Origin of the sequence: Thalassovita sp., assembly GCF_965218685.1 — a bacterium.
In the GTDB taxonomy this organism is placed as follows: domain Bacteria; phylum Pseudomonadota; class Alphaproteobacteria; order Rhodobacterales; family Rhodobacteraceae; genus Thalassobius.
Genome location: NZ_OZ244657.1, coordinates 1787314 through 1800934 on the forward strand (window position 1 = coordinate 1787314; position 13621 = coordinate 1800934).

The following is a 13621-nucleotide window of genomic DNA, read 5'->3' on the forward strand; positions in this document are numbered from 1 at the left end:
ATTTACCCCAAGACGCGGCCTGCGACCGCATCCAGTTTGGCCATTACGGCGGGGTCTCGTTTTTCGGGGGCCGTCAGGATGGCGTATTCCAGCGCGCGATCACAGCCATGCGGACAGGGGTCGCGATCCGCGCCCAGCAATGCGGGCAGGCGTTTCACCATGTTGCGGCCCTTGTCAGCATTGCCCATCAGCGTGGCAATGATGTCCGAGATGTCGACCTCGCCATGTTCGGGGTGCCAGCTGTCATAGTCGGTGATCATCGCGACCGAGGCATAGCACAGCTCGGCCTCGCGGGCGAGTTTCGCCTCGGGCATGTTGGTCATGCCGATCACATCGCAGCCCCAGCTTTCGCGGTACATCTTGGATTCGGCCAGCGTGCTGAACTGCGGCCCTTCCATCGCCAGATAGGTGCCACCCTTGTGGACGGTGATTCCAGCATCGGTGGCGGCGGAGAAGCAGGCTTCGGACAGGCGCGGGCAGGTGGGGTGCGCGACGCTGACATGGGCCACGCAGCCGGTTCCGAAAAAGGATTTTTCGCGCGCAAAGGTTCGGTCGATGAACTGGTCAACGATCACGAAATCACCCGGCGCCATTTCTTCACGGAAAGATCCGCAGGCGGACACCGCCACCACATCTGTCACGCCCAGGCGCTTTAACGCGTCGATATTGGCGCGATAAGGGACCGTGGTTGGTGAATGCACGTGCCCGCGCCCGTGACGTGGCAGAAAGCACATTTTCACCCCGTCCAGCGTGCCCGTCAGGATATGATCCGAAGGATCGCCCCAAGGCGTTTCAACCGTGACCCATTCGGCGCCTTCCAGCCCCTCAATCTCGTAAATACCCGATCCGCCGATCACGCCAATTGTCGTCTGCATTCTTGCCTGTCTCCGGTTGTGTTGCTGGAAAGTTGGCGCAACCGGGGCCGCGCCGCAAGGCACTTATTTGTCATCCGGCCGCGCAAGCGAAAAGAGCTCGCGCACGGTGGCATAATCGCGATAACCCAACCGCGACAGTGGGTTAAATTTGGTCACATCAAAAACGCCGTCGACCAGGCAAGCGTCATCCATATAGACACCGGTCACTTCGCCCAGAACCATCCGGTTGCTTTCACCCGGCAGCTCGATGATTTGGGTCAGCTTGCATTCCAGCACGGCCGGCGCCGCGGCCACATAGGGGCAATCAATCGTGCGGCATTCACCCTTTTCTAGCCCGGCATGGGTGAACTCGTCCTGATCGGCGGGCAGCGCTTGCGAGCTGGCGTTCATCGCGTCCTTCAGCGCATAGCTGACCACATTCAAAGCAAATACTCCGGTGTCGCGAATGTTGCTGACCGTGTCTTTACCGTCGCTCTGATCCGGTTTGGTTCCGGTCGAGGCAAACATCACCTGCGGCGGGGTATAGGCGACGGCATTGAAGAACGAATAAGGCGCCAGATTGTCGACGCCGTTTGCGCCACGCGTCGACACCCAACCGATGGGGCGGGGCGTGACAATGGCGTTGAACGGGGTGTGTGGCAGGCCGTGGCCGTCCTTGGGTTCGTAAAACATCTGCTCGGGCGTCCTTTGGTCAGTCGCGGTTTGGCGTTTGTCACAGACCTAGCGTCGTGCTAGGGGCGTTTCCACTGGAATTTGTGGAATGGTAAGGACCAAGGCCTCGAATGTTGACCCTGACCGAGGAAACGCCCGACGATTGGTGGGAGGTCGAAGCGTTGTATGACCTGTGTTTCGCACCGGGGCGGACAGCGCTTTCCTCGTATCGTCTGCGCGAGGACGTGCCCCCGGTCGAGGGCTTGTCCATCGTGGCGCGCGATCCTGATGGGATCGTGGGCGGCGCGATCCGGTATTGGCCGGTGCAGATTGGGGAACATTCTGCGCTATTGTTGGGGCCCGTTGCGGTGCACCCCACGCGGCAGGGCGAGGGTTTGGGCGCGCTTTTAATCCACGACAGTTTGCAACGTGCGCGCGCCTTGGGCTGGTCGCGGGTGATGCTGGTTGGGGACGCTCCTTATTACCGCCGGTTCGGTTTTGAACGTCTGGACGGGGTGCAGATGCCACCGCCGACCAACCCTGATCGCGTGCTTGGCCAAGCGTTGGAGCCGGGCGCCTGGGACGGTGTGACAGGGAAAGTCACGCCTGTGCAGGCTTGAAAACGTGGGCGATCGGGCCAATGTGAATGAAATAAACTTCAGCAATGGTGGCCCCGTTTGACCCAGATTTTCGTATCCGACCCGGCGCAGCCCGTCGATCTTGAAGCCGAGCTGGAACAGCTTGCGCAGCGCTATCAATCGGCGGGCGGCATGGGTGTGCAATTGCTGAACATGATCGGAGGACAGGCGGACAGCCTGCTGAACCGCTTGCCTGCGCCCGTAAGGTCCCGGCTGGAAGAAGGTACGGTAAAAGCACTGAATGTCGCTATGAAAGCGGCTCATGGCTCGCGCGGGGTGGTCGGCCAGCAGCCCCCATGGCTGAATACCGCAGTGGCCACAGCGATGGGGGCGGCCGGGGGCTTTGGCGGCCTGCCCGGCGCCCTGGCCGAGCTGCCAGTGACCACCACCGTTCTTTTGCGCTCTATTCAGGACGTCGCCGTTGATCATGGATTTGACCCTGCCGCTGAAAATGTGCAGTTCGATTGTATCCGCGTTCTGTCCGCTGCAGGGCCACTGGACGAAGATGATGGTGCTGACCTGGCCTTTTTTGCTACCCGAGCCAGCCTGCAGGGCGTGGCGGTGCAAACGATGATCGCGCGCGTGGCGCCGCGTCTGGCCACGGTGTTGGGGCAAAAACTGGCCGCCCAGACGGCTCCGGTTCTGGGGGCCGTGGCGGGGGCGGCGACGAACTATGCCTACACCAGCTATTACCAGCAGATTGCGCATGTGCATTTCCGCATCCGCGCCCTGGGGGTCGAGACCGACCACCCCGAGGAAGAGCTGCGCGAGGCGCTGCGTCAGCGCGTGTCGCTGCCCGGTCCGCTCAGCTAGTCGATCTTGCGCAGATAATCCATCACAGCTGGGCGTACGGATTGCTCGCCGCGGGCGCCGGCTTCGTGGATGACCTCGCGCAGCTCGTCCAGGTTCAGACGGCGCAGCATGTGTTTTACCGGCCCAATCGACGCTGGCCGCATCGACAGCATCTTGAACCCCAGCGCGGCGAAACAGGCGGCCTCGATGGGGCGACCCGCGTCCTCACCGCAGAAACTAAGCGGGGTATTGGACGCCTCGCAGCGTTTGGTGATCTGTTCAAGGAAGGTCAGGAAGCTGACGTTCAGCGTGTCATAGCGGCGGCGCACCCGTTCGTTTTCACGGTCCGCAGCAAAGAAGAACTGTTTAAGGTCATTGCCGCCGATCGACAGGAACTCGACCTCGTCGTAGAACCGATTGGGCGCATAAGCCAGCGAAGGCGTTTCCAGCATCGCGCCGATTTCCAGCTTCGAGGGCGTCTTGTGGCCCAAAATGCGTTCACGCTCGATGGCTTTTTCCATCTCGGCCTTGGCGGCGGTGAATTCTTCGTACTGGGCGACGAAGGGGAACATGATTGTCAGCGGACGGCCATTGGCGGCGCGGATCAGCGCCTGCAACTGCATCCGCATGACGCCCGGCTTGTCCAGACCCACCCGGATCGCGCGCCAACCCAGGGCCGGGTTCGGCTCGTCGTTGGGCTTCATATACGGCAGGACCTTGTCCGAGCCGATGTCCAGCGTGCGGAACACAACGCGCTTGCCATTGGCCGCATCCAGCACGCGGGCATAAAGCGCGGCCAGTTCGGTGCGCTTGGGCATCTTGTTGCGAACAAGGAATTGCAGCTCGGTGCGGAACAGGCCAACGCCTTCGGCGCCCGACCCATCCAGACTGGGCAGGTCGGCCATCAGGCCTGCGTTCATGTGCAGCGCGATGACCTTGCCGCATTTGCTTTGGGCTGGCTCGCCTCGGATCGAGTCATAGCGTTCCAGCGCCTGGGCCTGCATCGCGATCTTGTCGCGGAAGGCGGCTACGACCGTATCGTCCGGGCGCAGATGCGCGATGCCCTGATCGCCGTCCACCATGATGTGATCACCGTTCAGCGCCTCGGTGGTGATACGTTCGGCGTGGATAACCAGCGGGATCGCCAACGCCCGTGCAACGATGGCCGCGTGACTGCCGACCGAGCCTTCTTCAAGCACGATCCCCTTCAGCGAACGGCCATAGTCCAGCAGTTCGGCCGGGCCGATGTTACGCGCGATCAGGATCGGATCGGCCGGCATTTCTGCCCCGGTTTCCGAGCCTTGCCCGGTCAGAATGCGCAGCAACCGGTTGGACAGATCATCAAGGTCATGCAAACGCTCGCGCAGATAGGCGTCGTTGACCTGGCTCAGGCGGGCGCGGGCGGTGGATTGTTCTTTTTCTACAGCAGCTTCAGCGGACAGGCCGCGGCTGATGTCTTCCTCCATCCGGCGGGCCCAACCCTTGGAGTTGGCGAACATCCGGTAGGCTTCCAATACTTCGACCTGCTCGGTGTCGCCCGAGGTTGATGCGCCCTCAAGCAGCTGATCCACGCTGATGCGCAACTGATCCACGGCTGTGCGCAGGCGCTCCAGTTCCTTATGCGGGTCTTCGGCGATGGGGTTGGTGATCACGACACGCGGTTCGTGCAGCCAGACGTGCCCCTCGGCCGCGCCTTCCTGGCCCGTGCCCCCCCGGAACATCTCGGATTGCTGGTGGCGTGCACCCATTGCGGCATTGTCGCCAGCAAAGGCGCCCAGCTCGGTCATCTCGGCCAGAACCATGGCCACGACTTCAAGCGCGTAAACTTCGTCGGCCGAGAATGTCCGGGCTTGTTTTGACTGCACCACCAAAACGCCCAGGGTTTCGCCAAGGCGCTGAACGGGGACCCCCAGGAACGAGGAATAAATTTCCTCCCCGGTTTCCGGCATATACCGGAAGCCTTTGGCGCTGGGGGCGTCGGCCTCGTTCAGCACAAGGCCGGTGCGGGCGACGCGGCCCACCAGGCCTTCGCCCAGCTTCAAACGGGTCTGGTGAACGGATTCGGGGTTCAGGCCCTCGGTCGCGCACAGTTCCAGCGTTTCGTCATCACGGAACAGATAGATCGAGCACACCTCTGTGCCGATGGAATCGGCGATCAGATGCGTGATCTTGTCCAGACGAGTCTGACCCGCGCTTTCCTCGGCCATCGCATTGCGAAGCCTGCCGAGCAATTTGCGGCTTTCACTTTCCGTTGTCTCGGTCATGCCTTGGGCTGTCCAAATTTCTCAGGTGCAGGGCGGGATTCCCTACGAGTGGTTTCAACGCGTTATAGAGCACAACATGCCCGGAAGGAAAATGTAATTAGCCGGATGAGTACGAATTTTGCGAAAACAGATGCGAAAACGGAACTAAATTGCGCACTTTGGTTCTAAAGTTGTGCAAGCGTTCTTTAGTGAAGAAGTAATACGCCTTAAAATAGAATGCAAACTAAGTCGATCGCTTTTTTGTTACGCGGCTTGCGCCGCTGAAAAAACGCTACTTGCAGTCATTCAGGCCAAATTAGCGGGGCGCTGTCAATTCAGAAACTGGCAAAACGAAAGCCGGAGGAACGAATTCCCCCGGCTTGGATGAACAGCTAAGCAGCGTGGCTTAGGCAGATTTTTCCAGCTCGAACGTGTCATGTAGCGCCTGAACGGCCAGCTCCATGTACTTGCGGTCAATCAGCACCGAGATCTTGATCTCGCTGGTGGCGATGACCTTGATGTTGATGCCTTCGTCAGACAGGGTCTGGAACATTTTCGCGGCCACACCCGATTGGCTGCGCATGCCGATGCCCACGGCGGACACTTTGCACACCTCGGTGTCGGCGATCAGCTCGGCAAAGTTGATGTCACCAGCGGCCTTGGCTTCGTCCAGCGCCTTTTGCGCGCGCAGCACCTGGTCGGTGGGGCACGAGAAGGTCATATCGGTGCGACCTTCTTCGGCGATGTTCTGGATGATCATATCCACGTTCACGCCGGCCTCGGACAGGGGGCCGAAAATGGCGGCGGCGATGCCAGGGCGGTCGGCGACGGAAACGAGCGTCATCTTGGCCTCGTCACGCGAATAGGCGATGCCGGATACAGGGCGGTTTTCCATGACTTCCTCCTCGGCACAGACAAGCGTGCCGGCTTCATCAGACGGTTCTTCGAAAGAGCTGAGCACGCGCAGTTTTACCTTATAGCGCATGGCCAGCTCGACCGAGCGGGTTTGCAGGACTTTGGCGCCCAGCGAGGCCAGTTCGAGCATTTCCTCGAACGAGATCTTATCCAGTTTGCGGGCCTTGGGGCTGATCCGCGGGTCGGTGGTGTAAACGCCATCCACATCGGTGTAGATGTCGCAACGCTCAGCCCCAAATGCGGCGGCAAAGGCCACGGCGGTGGTGTCACTGCCGCCACGACCCAGCGTGGTGATCCGGCCCTCGGGCGAGATGCCCTGGAACCCGGCCACAACGGCCACGCGCATTCCCTCGCCAAACTTGGCGTTGATGTTGTCGGTGGGGATCTCCTCGATCCGGGCCGAGCTGTGGGCGTTGTTGGTTTTCACCGGCACCTGCCAGCCCTGCCAGCTGCGCGCGGGCACGTCCATTTCCTGCAGGGTCAGCGCCATCAGGCCGGCGGTCACGTTTTCGCCCGAGCTGACGATCGCATCGTATTCACGCGCGTCATACAGCGGCGAGGTTTCGTTCACGAAGCCCACCAGTTTGTTGGTTTCGCCTGACATGGCCGAGACGATGACGATCACGTCATAGCCTTTGGCCACTTCCAATCCGACGCGCTTGGCCGCGCGTTTGATCCGGTCCAGCGTGGCGACGGAAGTGCCGCCGAATTTCATCACGAGAACGGGCATGGTCAGTCCTTGTTCCTTGGTTCAGCGCGGATTAACGGTTTGCGAGGCCAAGGGCAAGTTTTCATCGAGCAGCAAGAAAAAAAGTGGCGATTGTGTCGCGCCTCAATAGGGGTGGGGCTGGCCGTCCCATGTCTCGAAGCAGCCGGTGGTGGCGGGGGACAGGGCTTCAAACCGGTTCATCAACCCCTGCGCTGCGGTCTCCACCGTCAGTTCAGCGCCGTCACCGCCCATATCCGTTTTCACCCAGCCGGGATGATAGATGCCAACGGCGATGCCCAGCCCCTTCAGGTCAGTGGACAGATTGCGGCCCAGGTTCAGCACGGCGGCCTTGGAAGCGCGATAGATATAGCTGCCCCCCGGCGCGCGCGTATGGCTGGCCATCTGCGACGAGATTATGGCGATCTTACCGCCCTTGGCCATCTGCAGGTTCGGCAACAGGGTCTGAACGGACAGGAAGACGCCGGTGACGTTGGTGGCCATCATCTGGGCCCACATCTCGGGCGGATAGCCCTCGGCCAGGGTTTGGCCCTTGTCCAGATAAAGCCCTGCATTACAGATCAGCAGGTCCACTGGCTGCGCATCCACCGCCCTTGCCAGATTGCCGAACGAGGCCGCATCCGTCACATCCAGCGGCACATAGTCCTGACCTTGCCGGGCAGTGCCAGTCACCTGATGGCCAGCAGCGGTGTAGCGCGCGAAAAGCTCGTGGCCGATGCCGCGATTGGCCCCGGTGATGACGATATGCATGGGCAGCTCCCTTTCGGGTTAGTTGGTTTTACGTCCTGGCATGAAGGGCAGGGGCAGGACGGGGATACCGTCCTCGATCAATTGCTTGGCGTCGTCCAGCTTGGCCTCGCCATAGATGGCGCGTTCGGGGCTGTCGCCTTCGTGCATGGCGCGGGCCTCTTGGGTGAACTTATCGCCAACGTATTCCGAGTTTTCCTCGATGTTGCGGCGCAGTTTGCCCAAGGCCTCTTCGGCGGCGTTTTGTGGCTCGCTCAGTGACGCGGGGGCAGGCAGATCGACCGGAGCTTCGGGCGGCGGTGCAGGCGCGGCCATGCGCGCCGGGCGCACCCGCGGCGCCATGATTGCTTTTTCCACCTGCGCCGAGCCGCAGATCGAACAGGTCACCATTCCGGCGGCTTTGAGCTTGTCAAACGCCGCGCCGGACTGAAACCAGCTGTCGAACCGATGGTCCTTGTCGCATTTCAAGGTGAACTGAATCATGGTCTTGCCGTGTGGCCCTGTTGGGAACTGAACCACTAAATACCGTCGAGGCGGGAAAAATCAAGCTAGCCAAGCAGCCGTGTGGGGTCAAAATCCTGAAGAACACGCGCCAGCTCGCGGCTGCGCACCTTGCGGGCGGCCTTCTTGGGTGCGAACCATTTCCGGCGGCGCTGGCCGGTTTCGGGCCACAGCTTTTTCAGACAGTTTACCTGAACCGGATAGATCAGGGCGATGCAGGGCAGGATCACGCCTTGGGCGGTGGTCTTGCGATAGGAATAAAGCCCCAGGCAATGGTCGATCGGTGTGCCCTTTACGCCGGCCTCTTCCCAAGCCTCCTGCGCGGCCACTCGTGCAGGAACATGCCCCTTCATCGGCCATCCCTTGGGCAAGATCCACTTGCCAGACTTACGAGAGGTGATCAGCAGTACCTCGGTCTGGCCCTTGCTCTGACGATAGCACAGGGCAGCAAATTGGGTGCGCAGCTCGGTCTTGGCGGGCAAAACGGGCAGGACAGGCGCCTTGTTTGGCGCAAAGGGCGAGGATGGCAGTCGAGCGTATGACATAAGGTCCTCTGTCGCTGATTTCAGAGCGGGGCCATAACCCCGCAGGCCGATCTTGTCATTTATTTTGCACGGCTCAGGCGCCCCTGTCATCTGAAAATTGCGGCTTATCTTGTGGCAGCGCAGCCTCAGGCCACAAGAACTGACCCCTCAAATCGTGGACAGTCCTCTCTGACGCACGGTCAGAACGCGCCGCCCCTTGTGTCAGCGCGGCCCAGTCGAAACACTGCACCCTGCGAGAAGAGGGGAAGGAGACCATCATGCAAATCAAAGGGGTGACCGCCGTTGTGACCGGCGGCGCTAACGGTATCGGAAAGGCCTTGGCACAGGCTTTGCATCAACGCGGCGCTGCCAGGGTGATCGTGGCGGACCTGGACGGCGACAAGGCGCAAGCCGTGGCGCAGCAAATCGGCGGCCAAGGTGTCGGGCTGGATGTGCGTGACGGCGATGCCATGGGCGCGATGATTGATCAGATCGAGGCCGATCACGGACCCATCGGTCTATTTTGTTCCAACGCAGGCGTGCTGATGGGGCTGGACGACAGCCTGACGACGTCGGTGAACGCTTCTGATGCGGAATGGCAAACATCCTGGGAAATCAACGTGATGGCCCATGTCCACGCCGCTCGCCACCTGGTTCCCAGAATGCAGGCGCGCGGGGGGGGCTATTTTCTGAACACCGTCAGCGCGGCGGGGGTCCTTAACCAGATCGGTTGCGCAGTCTATGGCACCACCAAACACGCGGCCATCGGATTTGCCGAAAATCTGGCGTTTACCCACCGCGACGGCGGTATCCGTGTCTCTGTGCTTTGCCCACAAGCTGTGCAAACCGCGATGATCGAGGGCACAGGCGGTGGCGGATCGGCCGGTCTGGATGGCATCCTGTCACCCCAGGACGTCGCGAACTGTGCCCTGGACGGGGTCGAGGCTGAACGTTTCCTGATCCTGCCTCATCCCCAGGTTGCTGGCTACATGGAGCATAAGCTGGCCGACTATGACCGCTGGCTTGGAGGAATGGCGAAATTGCAGCGGATGCTGCGCGAAGGTCAGGCCTAAAGGCAGACCAACTTCGGCCACACGCGCCAAGGGCCGCTTCGGCGGCCCGTCACTCCGAGGGCAGATCCGCAGGATATGCCCGAGATATCCAGAGCGCGCCAGCGCCCCATTGGATCAATCCGTTATCAACTTTCGGGGTACCGCTCGGCCAGTACGTCCAGATAGCCGTACAAGTGCTCGCGCACCCGTTGCTCGGCCAGATCGGCATCGCCTTCAAGCACCGCAGCGCCTATCCCGCAATAGGCCTGGCGCTTGTCCTCGGCTGCAACAGACATCCGGTGCCCGATTGTATGCGCGTTTATATTCGACAGCATCGCCGCCAATTCCTCGTTGCCGCCCACACGCGCCAGTGTCCGGTTGAACCTGTTGCGCAGCCGCGCGAATTCGAATGTATCTCCGGGAAGCTCAAGGCTGGCAAAAGGCGCCATCGCCTCTTCGACCTGCGCACGTCCGTCCCCGGTTTCGATGTTCTCGGCCGCTTGTCGTGCTGCCAGCGCCAGCAATTGCGCCAGTATCAGCACTGTGTTCTCCGCCTGTTTCAGCGTTAGTGAGCGGATGCGGGCGCCTCGGTTCAGATGGGTCTCGACCAGCCCCTGCGCGGTTAGCTTCTGCAGCGCCTCACGCACGGTCGAGCGGCTGACCCCGAACCTTTCCATCAGGTCTGGTTCCACAAGACGTTGTCCGGCGGTGAACCTGCCAGCGTAAAGCCCCCGGACGATATCTCGGGCCAGCGCATCGGCAGAGCTGAGCGTTTTTTTCGCCTGTGTCTTGGCCTGTGTCATGGGTCCCCACTTTGGTTTCGATCATTTCACGATAATGTCTGACGATTGGCAACATCTACGCAGCGGTATTTCGCTTTGTCGCGTCTTGCCCTGATGCGCGGCGACGGGCAAGGTGGCCGCAATACTTTCGAGGAGGACCCCATGAGCCACGCACCTGTTCTGACCCCACCGGGTCTGCGCCATGTCTGTGATCTGTATGTCGAACTGGATCCGATCATGGAAATGGGGCCCGGCCAAGCCGGTCAACGCCGCATCATCCCCATTATTGGTGGCCGCGCCGAGGGGCCGGAAATCAACGGAGAGATCCTGAACCTGGGTGCAGATTGGCAGACAATCTGGGCCAATGGAGTAGCCGAGCTTGAGGCCCGCTATGTCATCAAGACCACCGACGGCGCCCTGATCGAGATCCGCAACTACGGCTATCGCCACGGCCCGGCCGAGGTTCTGGCCGCCGTCGCACGCGGGGATGATGTGGATCCGGCCAGTTACTATATGCGCACCACGGCGCAGCTGGAAACGGGTGATCCGCGCTATGACTGGGTGAACAAGACGCTGTTTTCGGGAACGGGCGCGCGTCTGGCCGGGCAGGTCGTGATCTCGCTTTTCGCGGTTGAGTGATCAGCCCGCGGCGCCAACGTCGCCCTGGGCGACCGAGACCGACTTGATGATCGCAAAGCAGCGCGTACCGGGTTGCAGATCCAGTGCATGGGCCGAACGTCGAGTAATCCGCGCCAGAAGGTGATCGTCACCGCAGCTGAGTCGCACCAAAGCACCGGGCCCGTCGCCCATGCGCAACAACTGGACGGTCACCGGCAGCACGTTCAATGCCGAAATCTCGGCGGGGCGTTCACGTGACAGCATCACCTCATGCGCATGAATGCGGACCCGCAGATCACTGCCCACGGGCGCGGAAATCCGTGGCAGCAAAAGCGCCCCGCCCGAGCTGCGCAGCTCGGTCAGCCCGTCGTCATGGTGGTGATGTACGCGGGCGCTCAATACGGCCCCGGTTTCGCGCAGGCCGATCAGGGGGGCGACCTCGGGATCGGACAAAAGCGCGGAAACCGGGCCACTGCGCCGCATCTGCCCGCGCTCTAGCAGGACCAGGGTGTTGGCAAGCCGCGCGACCTCGGAGACCGAGTGGCTGACGTACAAGATCGGCAGACCCGCGTGATCGCGCAGCCGTTCCAGATAGGGCAGGATCTCGTCCTTGCGGGCGCTGTCCAGTGCGGCCAGAGGTTCGTCCAGCAACAAAAGTTCCGGCGCAGACAGCAAGGCTCGGCCGATGGCGACCCGCTGTTTTTCTCCGCCCGACAGCGCGCCGGGGCGGCGTTGCAGCAGCGCTTCAATGCCAAGCATCTGTACCACGTCATCCATGGCCAGACTGGTGCGTTTGTGGAACCGCTGCCCATAGCGCAGATTTTGCACAACATTCAGGTGCGGGAACAACCGCGCGTCCTGAAAGACATAGCCAATGCGGCGTTTGTGCGGGGCAAGATGAATGCCTGACGGGCGATCAAACAGGGTGCGCCCGTTCACCTGGATCCGGCCCTCATCGGGGCACAGCAGGCCCGCGATGGCGTTGATCAGCGTGGTTTTACCCGAGCCAGAATGGCCGAAAACCGCGGTGACGCCAGGGCCTGCCTCGAACTTGACGCTGAGGCGAAAGTCATCGAACTGATGGGTGATATCGACGGATAAGCTCATCCCTGCACCCGTTTTTGTGCACGGCGCGCCAGCGCCTCCGAGGCCAGAAGCGCCCCCATCGCCAGCACTACCGAAATGCCGACAAGCTTAAGCGCCGAGCCTTCTGCGCCCGGGACCTGCAACAGCGCATAGATGGCCGATGGAAGCGTTTGCGTCTGTCCGGGGATGTTGGACACGAAGGTGATCGTCGCGCCAAATTCACCCAAGGCCTTGGCAAAGGCCAGGATCGCGCCAGCCAGGATGCCGGGCAGGATCAATGGCAAAGTGATCGTGGCAAAGATCGCAATACGAGAGGCACCCAGCGTTGCTGCGGCTTGCTCAAGTTTGGGGTCCACACCCTCGATTGCCAGACGGATCGCCCGCACCATCAACGGAAAGGCCATGATCGCCGCAGCCAGGGCGGCCCCGGTCCAGCGAAAGGCCAGGACCAGCCCGAAATGTTCGTACAAAAAGGCCCCTACAGGCGCGCGTTTGCCAAAGGTGATCAGCAGCAGATAGCCCGTCACCACCGGCGGCAGGATCAGCGGCAAATGTACCAGCCCGTTCAGCAACTGTTTGCCGGGGAACCGCCCGCGGGCAAGCGCCAGCGCAGCAAGGATGGCCAGTGGCAATGCCCCCAGTGTCGCCCAACTGGCGACTTTCAGCGACAAGGTGATCGCGTCCCATTCCTGAGGAGTGATCCAGTCGGTCATTCAGCCTCCGGGATAAGAAAGCCGGCGTCGGCAAAGATCGCCTGTGCGCGCGGAGTTTGCAGAAAGTCGAGGAATGCCGAAGCCTGTGCCTTGTCCGAAATCAGCGCCGCCGGATAGTGGATGGCAGGGTGACTGTCTGCCGGAAAGGTGGCAAGAACGCTGACCTTGGGCTGTGCCACCGCGTCCGATGCGTAGGTTACGCCCAGCGGCGCCTCGCCCAAGGCCACCAGCGCCAGCGCGGCACGAACGTTGTCAGTCGGGGCAGTTTTATCGGCAACCTGCGGCCACAAGCCCAGATGGACCAGGGCGGCCTTGGCGTAGATCCCGGCGGGGACGGCCTCGGTCAGGGCCAGTGCCAAACGGTCCGGCCCCAGACGCGCCGCCAGATCGGTGCCGGGGCCAAGCGGGCCCAGCGGGGCTGCACCGGCAGGGCCGATCAGGACCAGACGGTTGCCAAGCAGCACAACGCGGCTGTCGGTCTGGATAAGCCCCTGCGCCGCCAGATGATCCATCCAACCCTCGTTGGCCGAAATGAACAGATCTGCCGGCGCCCCCGCATCAATTTGCCGGGCCAGGGCCGAGCTGCCAGCGAAGGACAGCACGACCTTGGTTCCTGTGTCTTGGGTCCAGACGGCCGCGGCCTGTTCCAGCGCGTTCTTAAGGCTGGCGGCGGCGAAAACCGTGACGTCCTGCGCCCAAAGGGGCGCTGGTATCAGCGTCAGCAGCAGGGCAATCAGTCGTAGCATCGGGCCTCAAT

Annotated in this window: 15 protein-coding genes; 4 read left to right on the forward strand and 11 right to left on the reverse strand. The window is 61.7% G+C overall.

The features are described 5' to 3' along the window. Nucleotides 1-2: 2 nt before the first annotated feature. Together ACOQOQ_RS09000 and ACOQOQ_RS09005 are read right to left on the reverse strand one after the other, a co-directional pair. Nucleotides 3-875: an S-methyl-5'-thioadenosine phosphorylase gene (locus ACOQOQ_RS09000; RefSeq protein ID WP_420566659.1), complete on the reverse strand. Its 873-nt coding sequence runs from the start codon at nt 873-875 to the stop codon at nt 3-5. A 63-nt stretch (nt 876-938) separates the two neighbouring features. Then, complete coding sequence (locus ACOQOQ_RS09005; protein WP_420566660.1) at nt 939-1547, reverse strand: flavin reductase family protein; 609 nt, start codon at nt 1545-1547, stop codon at nt 939-941. 110 nt (nt 1548-1657) lie between these two features. On the opposite strand from ACOQOQ_RS09005, the gene ACOQOQ_RS09010 reads away from it, so the two are divergent. Then, nucleotides 1658-2146 (forward strand): GNAT family N-acetyltransferase, encoded by a 489-nt coding sequence (locus ACOQOQ_RS09010; protein WP_420566661.1) that lies wholly within the window; start codon nt 1658-1660, stop codon nt 2144-2146. A 57-nt stretch (nt 2147-2203) separates the two neighbouring features. Then, entirely contained in the window at nt 2204-2977 is a 774-nt protein-coding gene (locus tag ACOQOQ_RS09015; RefSeq protein ID WP_420566662.1) for an EcsC family protein, read from the forward strand. Here the strand turns inward: ACOQOQ_RS09015 and ptsP are convergent. From ptsP to ACOQOQ_RS09040, 5 genes are all read right to left on the reverse strand, one after another. Beyond that, on the reverse strand, nt 2974-5220 hold the full coding sequence (ptsP, locus tag ACOQOQ_RS09020) for a phosphoenolpyruvate--protein phosphotransferase (protein ID WP_420566663.1): 2247 nt from the start codon (nt 5218-5220) through the stop codon (nt 2974-2976). The two genes, ACOQOQ_RS09015 and ptsP, sit on opposite strands and share 4 nt — an antisense overlap. A gap of 385 nt (nt 5221-5605) precedes the next feature. Continuing rightward, nucleotides 5606-6844: an aspartate kinase gene (locus tag ACOQOQ_RS09025; protein WP_420566664.1), complete on the reverse strand. Its 1239-nt coding sequence runs from the start codon at nt 6842-6844 to the stop codon at nt 5606-5608. 102 nt (nt 6845-6946) lie between these two features. Continuing rightward, nucleotides 6947-7591 (reverse strand): SDR family NAD(P)-dependent oxidoreductase, encoded by a 645-nt coding sequence (locus ACOQOQ_RS09030; RefSeq protein WP_420566665.1) that lies wholly within the window; start codon nt 7589-7591, stop codon nt 6947-6949. A gap of 18 nt (nt 7592-7609) precedes the next feature. Next, on the reverse strand, nt 7610-8071 hold the full coding sequence (locus ACOQOQ_RS09035; RefSeq protein ID WP_420566666.1) for a DUF1178 family protein: 462 nt from the start codon (nt 8069-8071) through the stop codon (nt 7610-7612). Between the two features lie 65 nt (nt 8072-8136). Beyond that, nucleotides 8137-8634, reverse strand: coding sequence for an NUDIX hydrolase (locus ACOQOQ_RS09040; RefSeq protein ID WP_420566667.1), 498 nt, complete (start codon nt 8632-8634; stop codon nt 8137-8139). Nucleotides 8635-8891: 257 nt separating this feature from the next. Here ACOQOQ_RS09040 and ACOQOQ_RS09045 point away from each other — a divergent pair, with 257 nt between their 5' ends. Then, a complete protein-coding gene (locus ACOQOQ_RS09045) occupies nt 8892-9686 on the forward strand; it encodes an SDR family NAD(P)-dependent oxidoreductase (RefSeq protein WP_420566668.1) in 795 nt (264 codons plus the stop codon). 125 nt (nt 9687-9811) lie between these two features. Here the strand turns inward: ACOQOQ_RS09045 and ACOQOQ_RS09050 are convergent, their stop codons facing one another. Continuing rightward, complete coding sequence (locus ACOQOQ_RS09050; RefSeq protein WP_420566669.1) at nt 9812-10468, reverse strand: GntR family transcriptional regulator; 657 nt, start codon at nt 10466-10468, stop codon at nt 9812-9814. A 141-nt stretch (nt 10469-10609) separates the two neighbouring features. On the opposite strand from ACOQOQ_RS09050, the gene ACOQOQ_RS09055 reads away from it, so the two are divergent. After that, nucleotides 10610-11086, forward strand: coding sequence for a DUF3237 domain-containing protein (locus tag ACOQOQ_RS09055; protein ID WP_420566670.1), 477 nt, complete (start codon nt 10610-10612; stop codon nt 11084-11086). On the opposite strand, the gene modC is transcribed toward ACOQOQ_RS09055, so the two are convergent. From modC to modA, 3 genes are read right to left on the reverse strand one after another with little or no spacing between them, the layout of a single operon-like run. Beyond that, on the reverse strand, nt 11087-12172 hold the full coding sequence (gene modC, locus ACOQOQ_RS09060) for a molybdenum ABC transporter ATP-binding protein (RefSeq protein WP_420566671.1): 1086 nt from the start codon (nt 12170-12172) through the stop codon (nt 11087-11089). It lies immediately after the preceding gene. Continuing rightward, a complete protein-coding gene (gene modB / locus ACOQOQ_RS09065; protein WP_420566672.1) occupies nt 12169-12864 on the reverse strand; it encodes a molybdate ABC transporter permease subunit in 696 nt (231 codons plus the stop codon). The genes modC and modB overlap by 4 nt, the downstream gene beginning before the upstream one ends. Beyond that, the gene (gene modA, locus ACOQOQ_RS09070; RefSeq protein WP_420566673.1) at nt 12861-13610 is read right to left on the reverse strand and encodes a molybdate ABC transporter substrate-binding protein; all 750 of its coding nucleotides are present in this window, start codon (nt 13608-13610) and stop codon (nt 12861-12863) included. Before modA ends, modB begins: the two co-directional genes overlap by 4 nt. Nucleotides 13611-13621: the final 11 nt, after the last annotated feature.

What these genes read in the sequence shown, in the direction of transcription:
- ACOQOQ_RS09000 (WP_420566659.1), bottom strand. Translation starts at nt 875, where the DNA reads ATGCAGACGACAATTGGCGTGATCGGCGGATCGGGTATTTACGAGATT.
- ACOQOQ_RS09005 (WP_420566660.1), bottom strand. Translation starts at nt 1,547, where the DNA reads ATGTTTTACGAACCCAAGGACGGCCACGGCCTGCCACACACCCCGTTC.
- ACOQOQ_RS09010 (WP_420566661.1), top strand. Translation starts at nt 1,658, where the DNA reads ATGTTGACCCTGACCGAGGAAACGCCCGACGATTGGTGGGAGGTCGAA.
- ptsP (WP_420566663.1), bottom strand. Translation starts at nt 5,220, where the DNA reads ATGACCGAGACAACGGAAAGTGAAAGCCGCAAATTGCTCGGCAGGCTT.
- ACOQOQ_RS09025 (WP_420566664.1), bottom strand. Translation starts at nt 6,844, where the DNA reads ATGCCCGTTCTCGTGATGAAATTCGGCGGCACTTCCGTCGCCACGCTG.
- ACOQOQ_RS09030 (WP_420566665.1), bottom strand. Translation starts at nt 7,591, where the DNA reads ATGCATATCGTCATCACCGGGGCCAATCGCGGCATCGGCCACGAGCTT.
- ACOQOQ_RS09035 (WP_420566666.1), bottom strand. Translation starts at nt 8,071, where the DNA reads ATGATTCAGTTCACCTTGAAATGCGACAAGGACCATCGGTTCGACAGC.
- ACOQOQ_RS09040 (WP_420566667.1), bottom strand. Translation starts at nt 8,634, where the DNA reads ATGTCATACGCTCGACTGCCATCCTCGCCCTTTGCGCCAAACAAGGCG.
- ACOQOQ_RS09045 (WP_420566668.1), top strand. Translation starts at nt 8,892, where the DNA reads ATGCAAATCAAAGGGGTGACCGCCGTTGTGACCGGCGGCGCTAACGGT.
- ACOQOQ_RS09050 (WP_420566669.1), bottom strand. Translation starts at nt 10,468, where the DNA reads ATGACACAGGCCAAGACACAGGCGAAAAAAACGCTCAGCTCTGCCGAT.
- ACOQOQ_RS09055 (WP_420566670.1), top strand. Translation starts at nt 10,610, where the DNA reads ATGAGCCACGCACCTGTTCTGACCCCACCGGGTCTGCGCCATGTCTGT.
- modC (WP_420566671.1), bottom strand. Translation starts at nt 12,172, where the DNA reads ATGAGCTTATCCGTCGATATCACCCATCAGTTCGATGACTTTCGCCTC.
- modB (WP_420566672.1), bottom strand. Translation starts at nt 12,864, where the DNA reads ATGACCGACTGGATCACTCCTCAGGAATGGGACGCGATCACCTTGTCG.
- modA (WP_420566673.1), bottom strand. Translation starts at nt 13,610, where the DNA reads ATGCTACGACTGATTGCCCTGCTGCTGACGCTGATACCAGCGCCCCTT.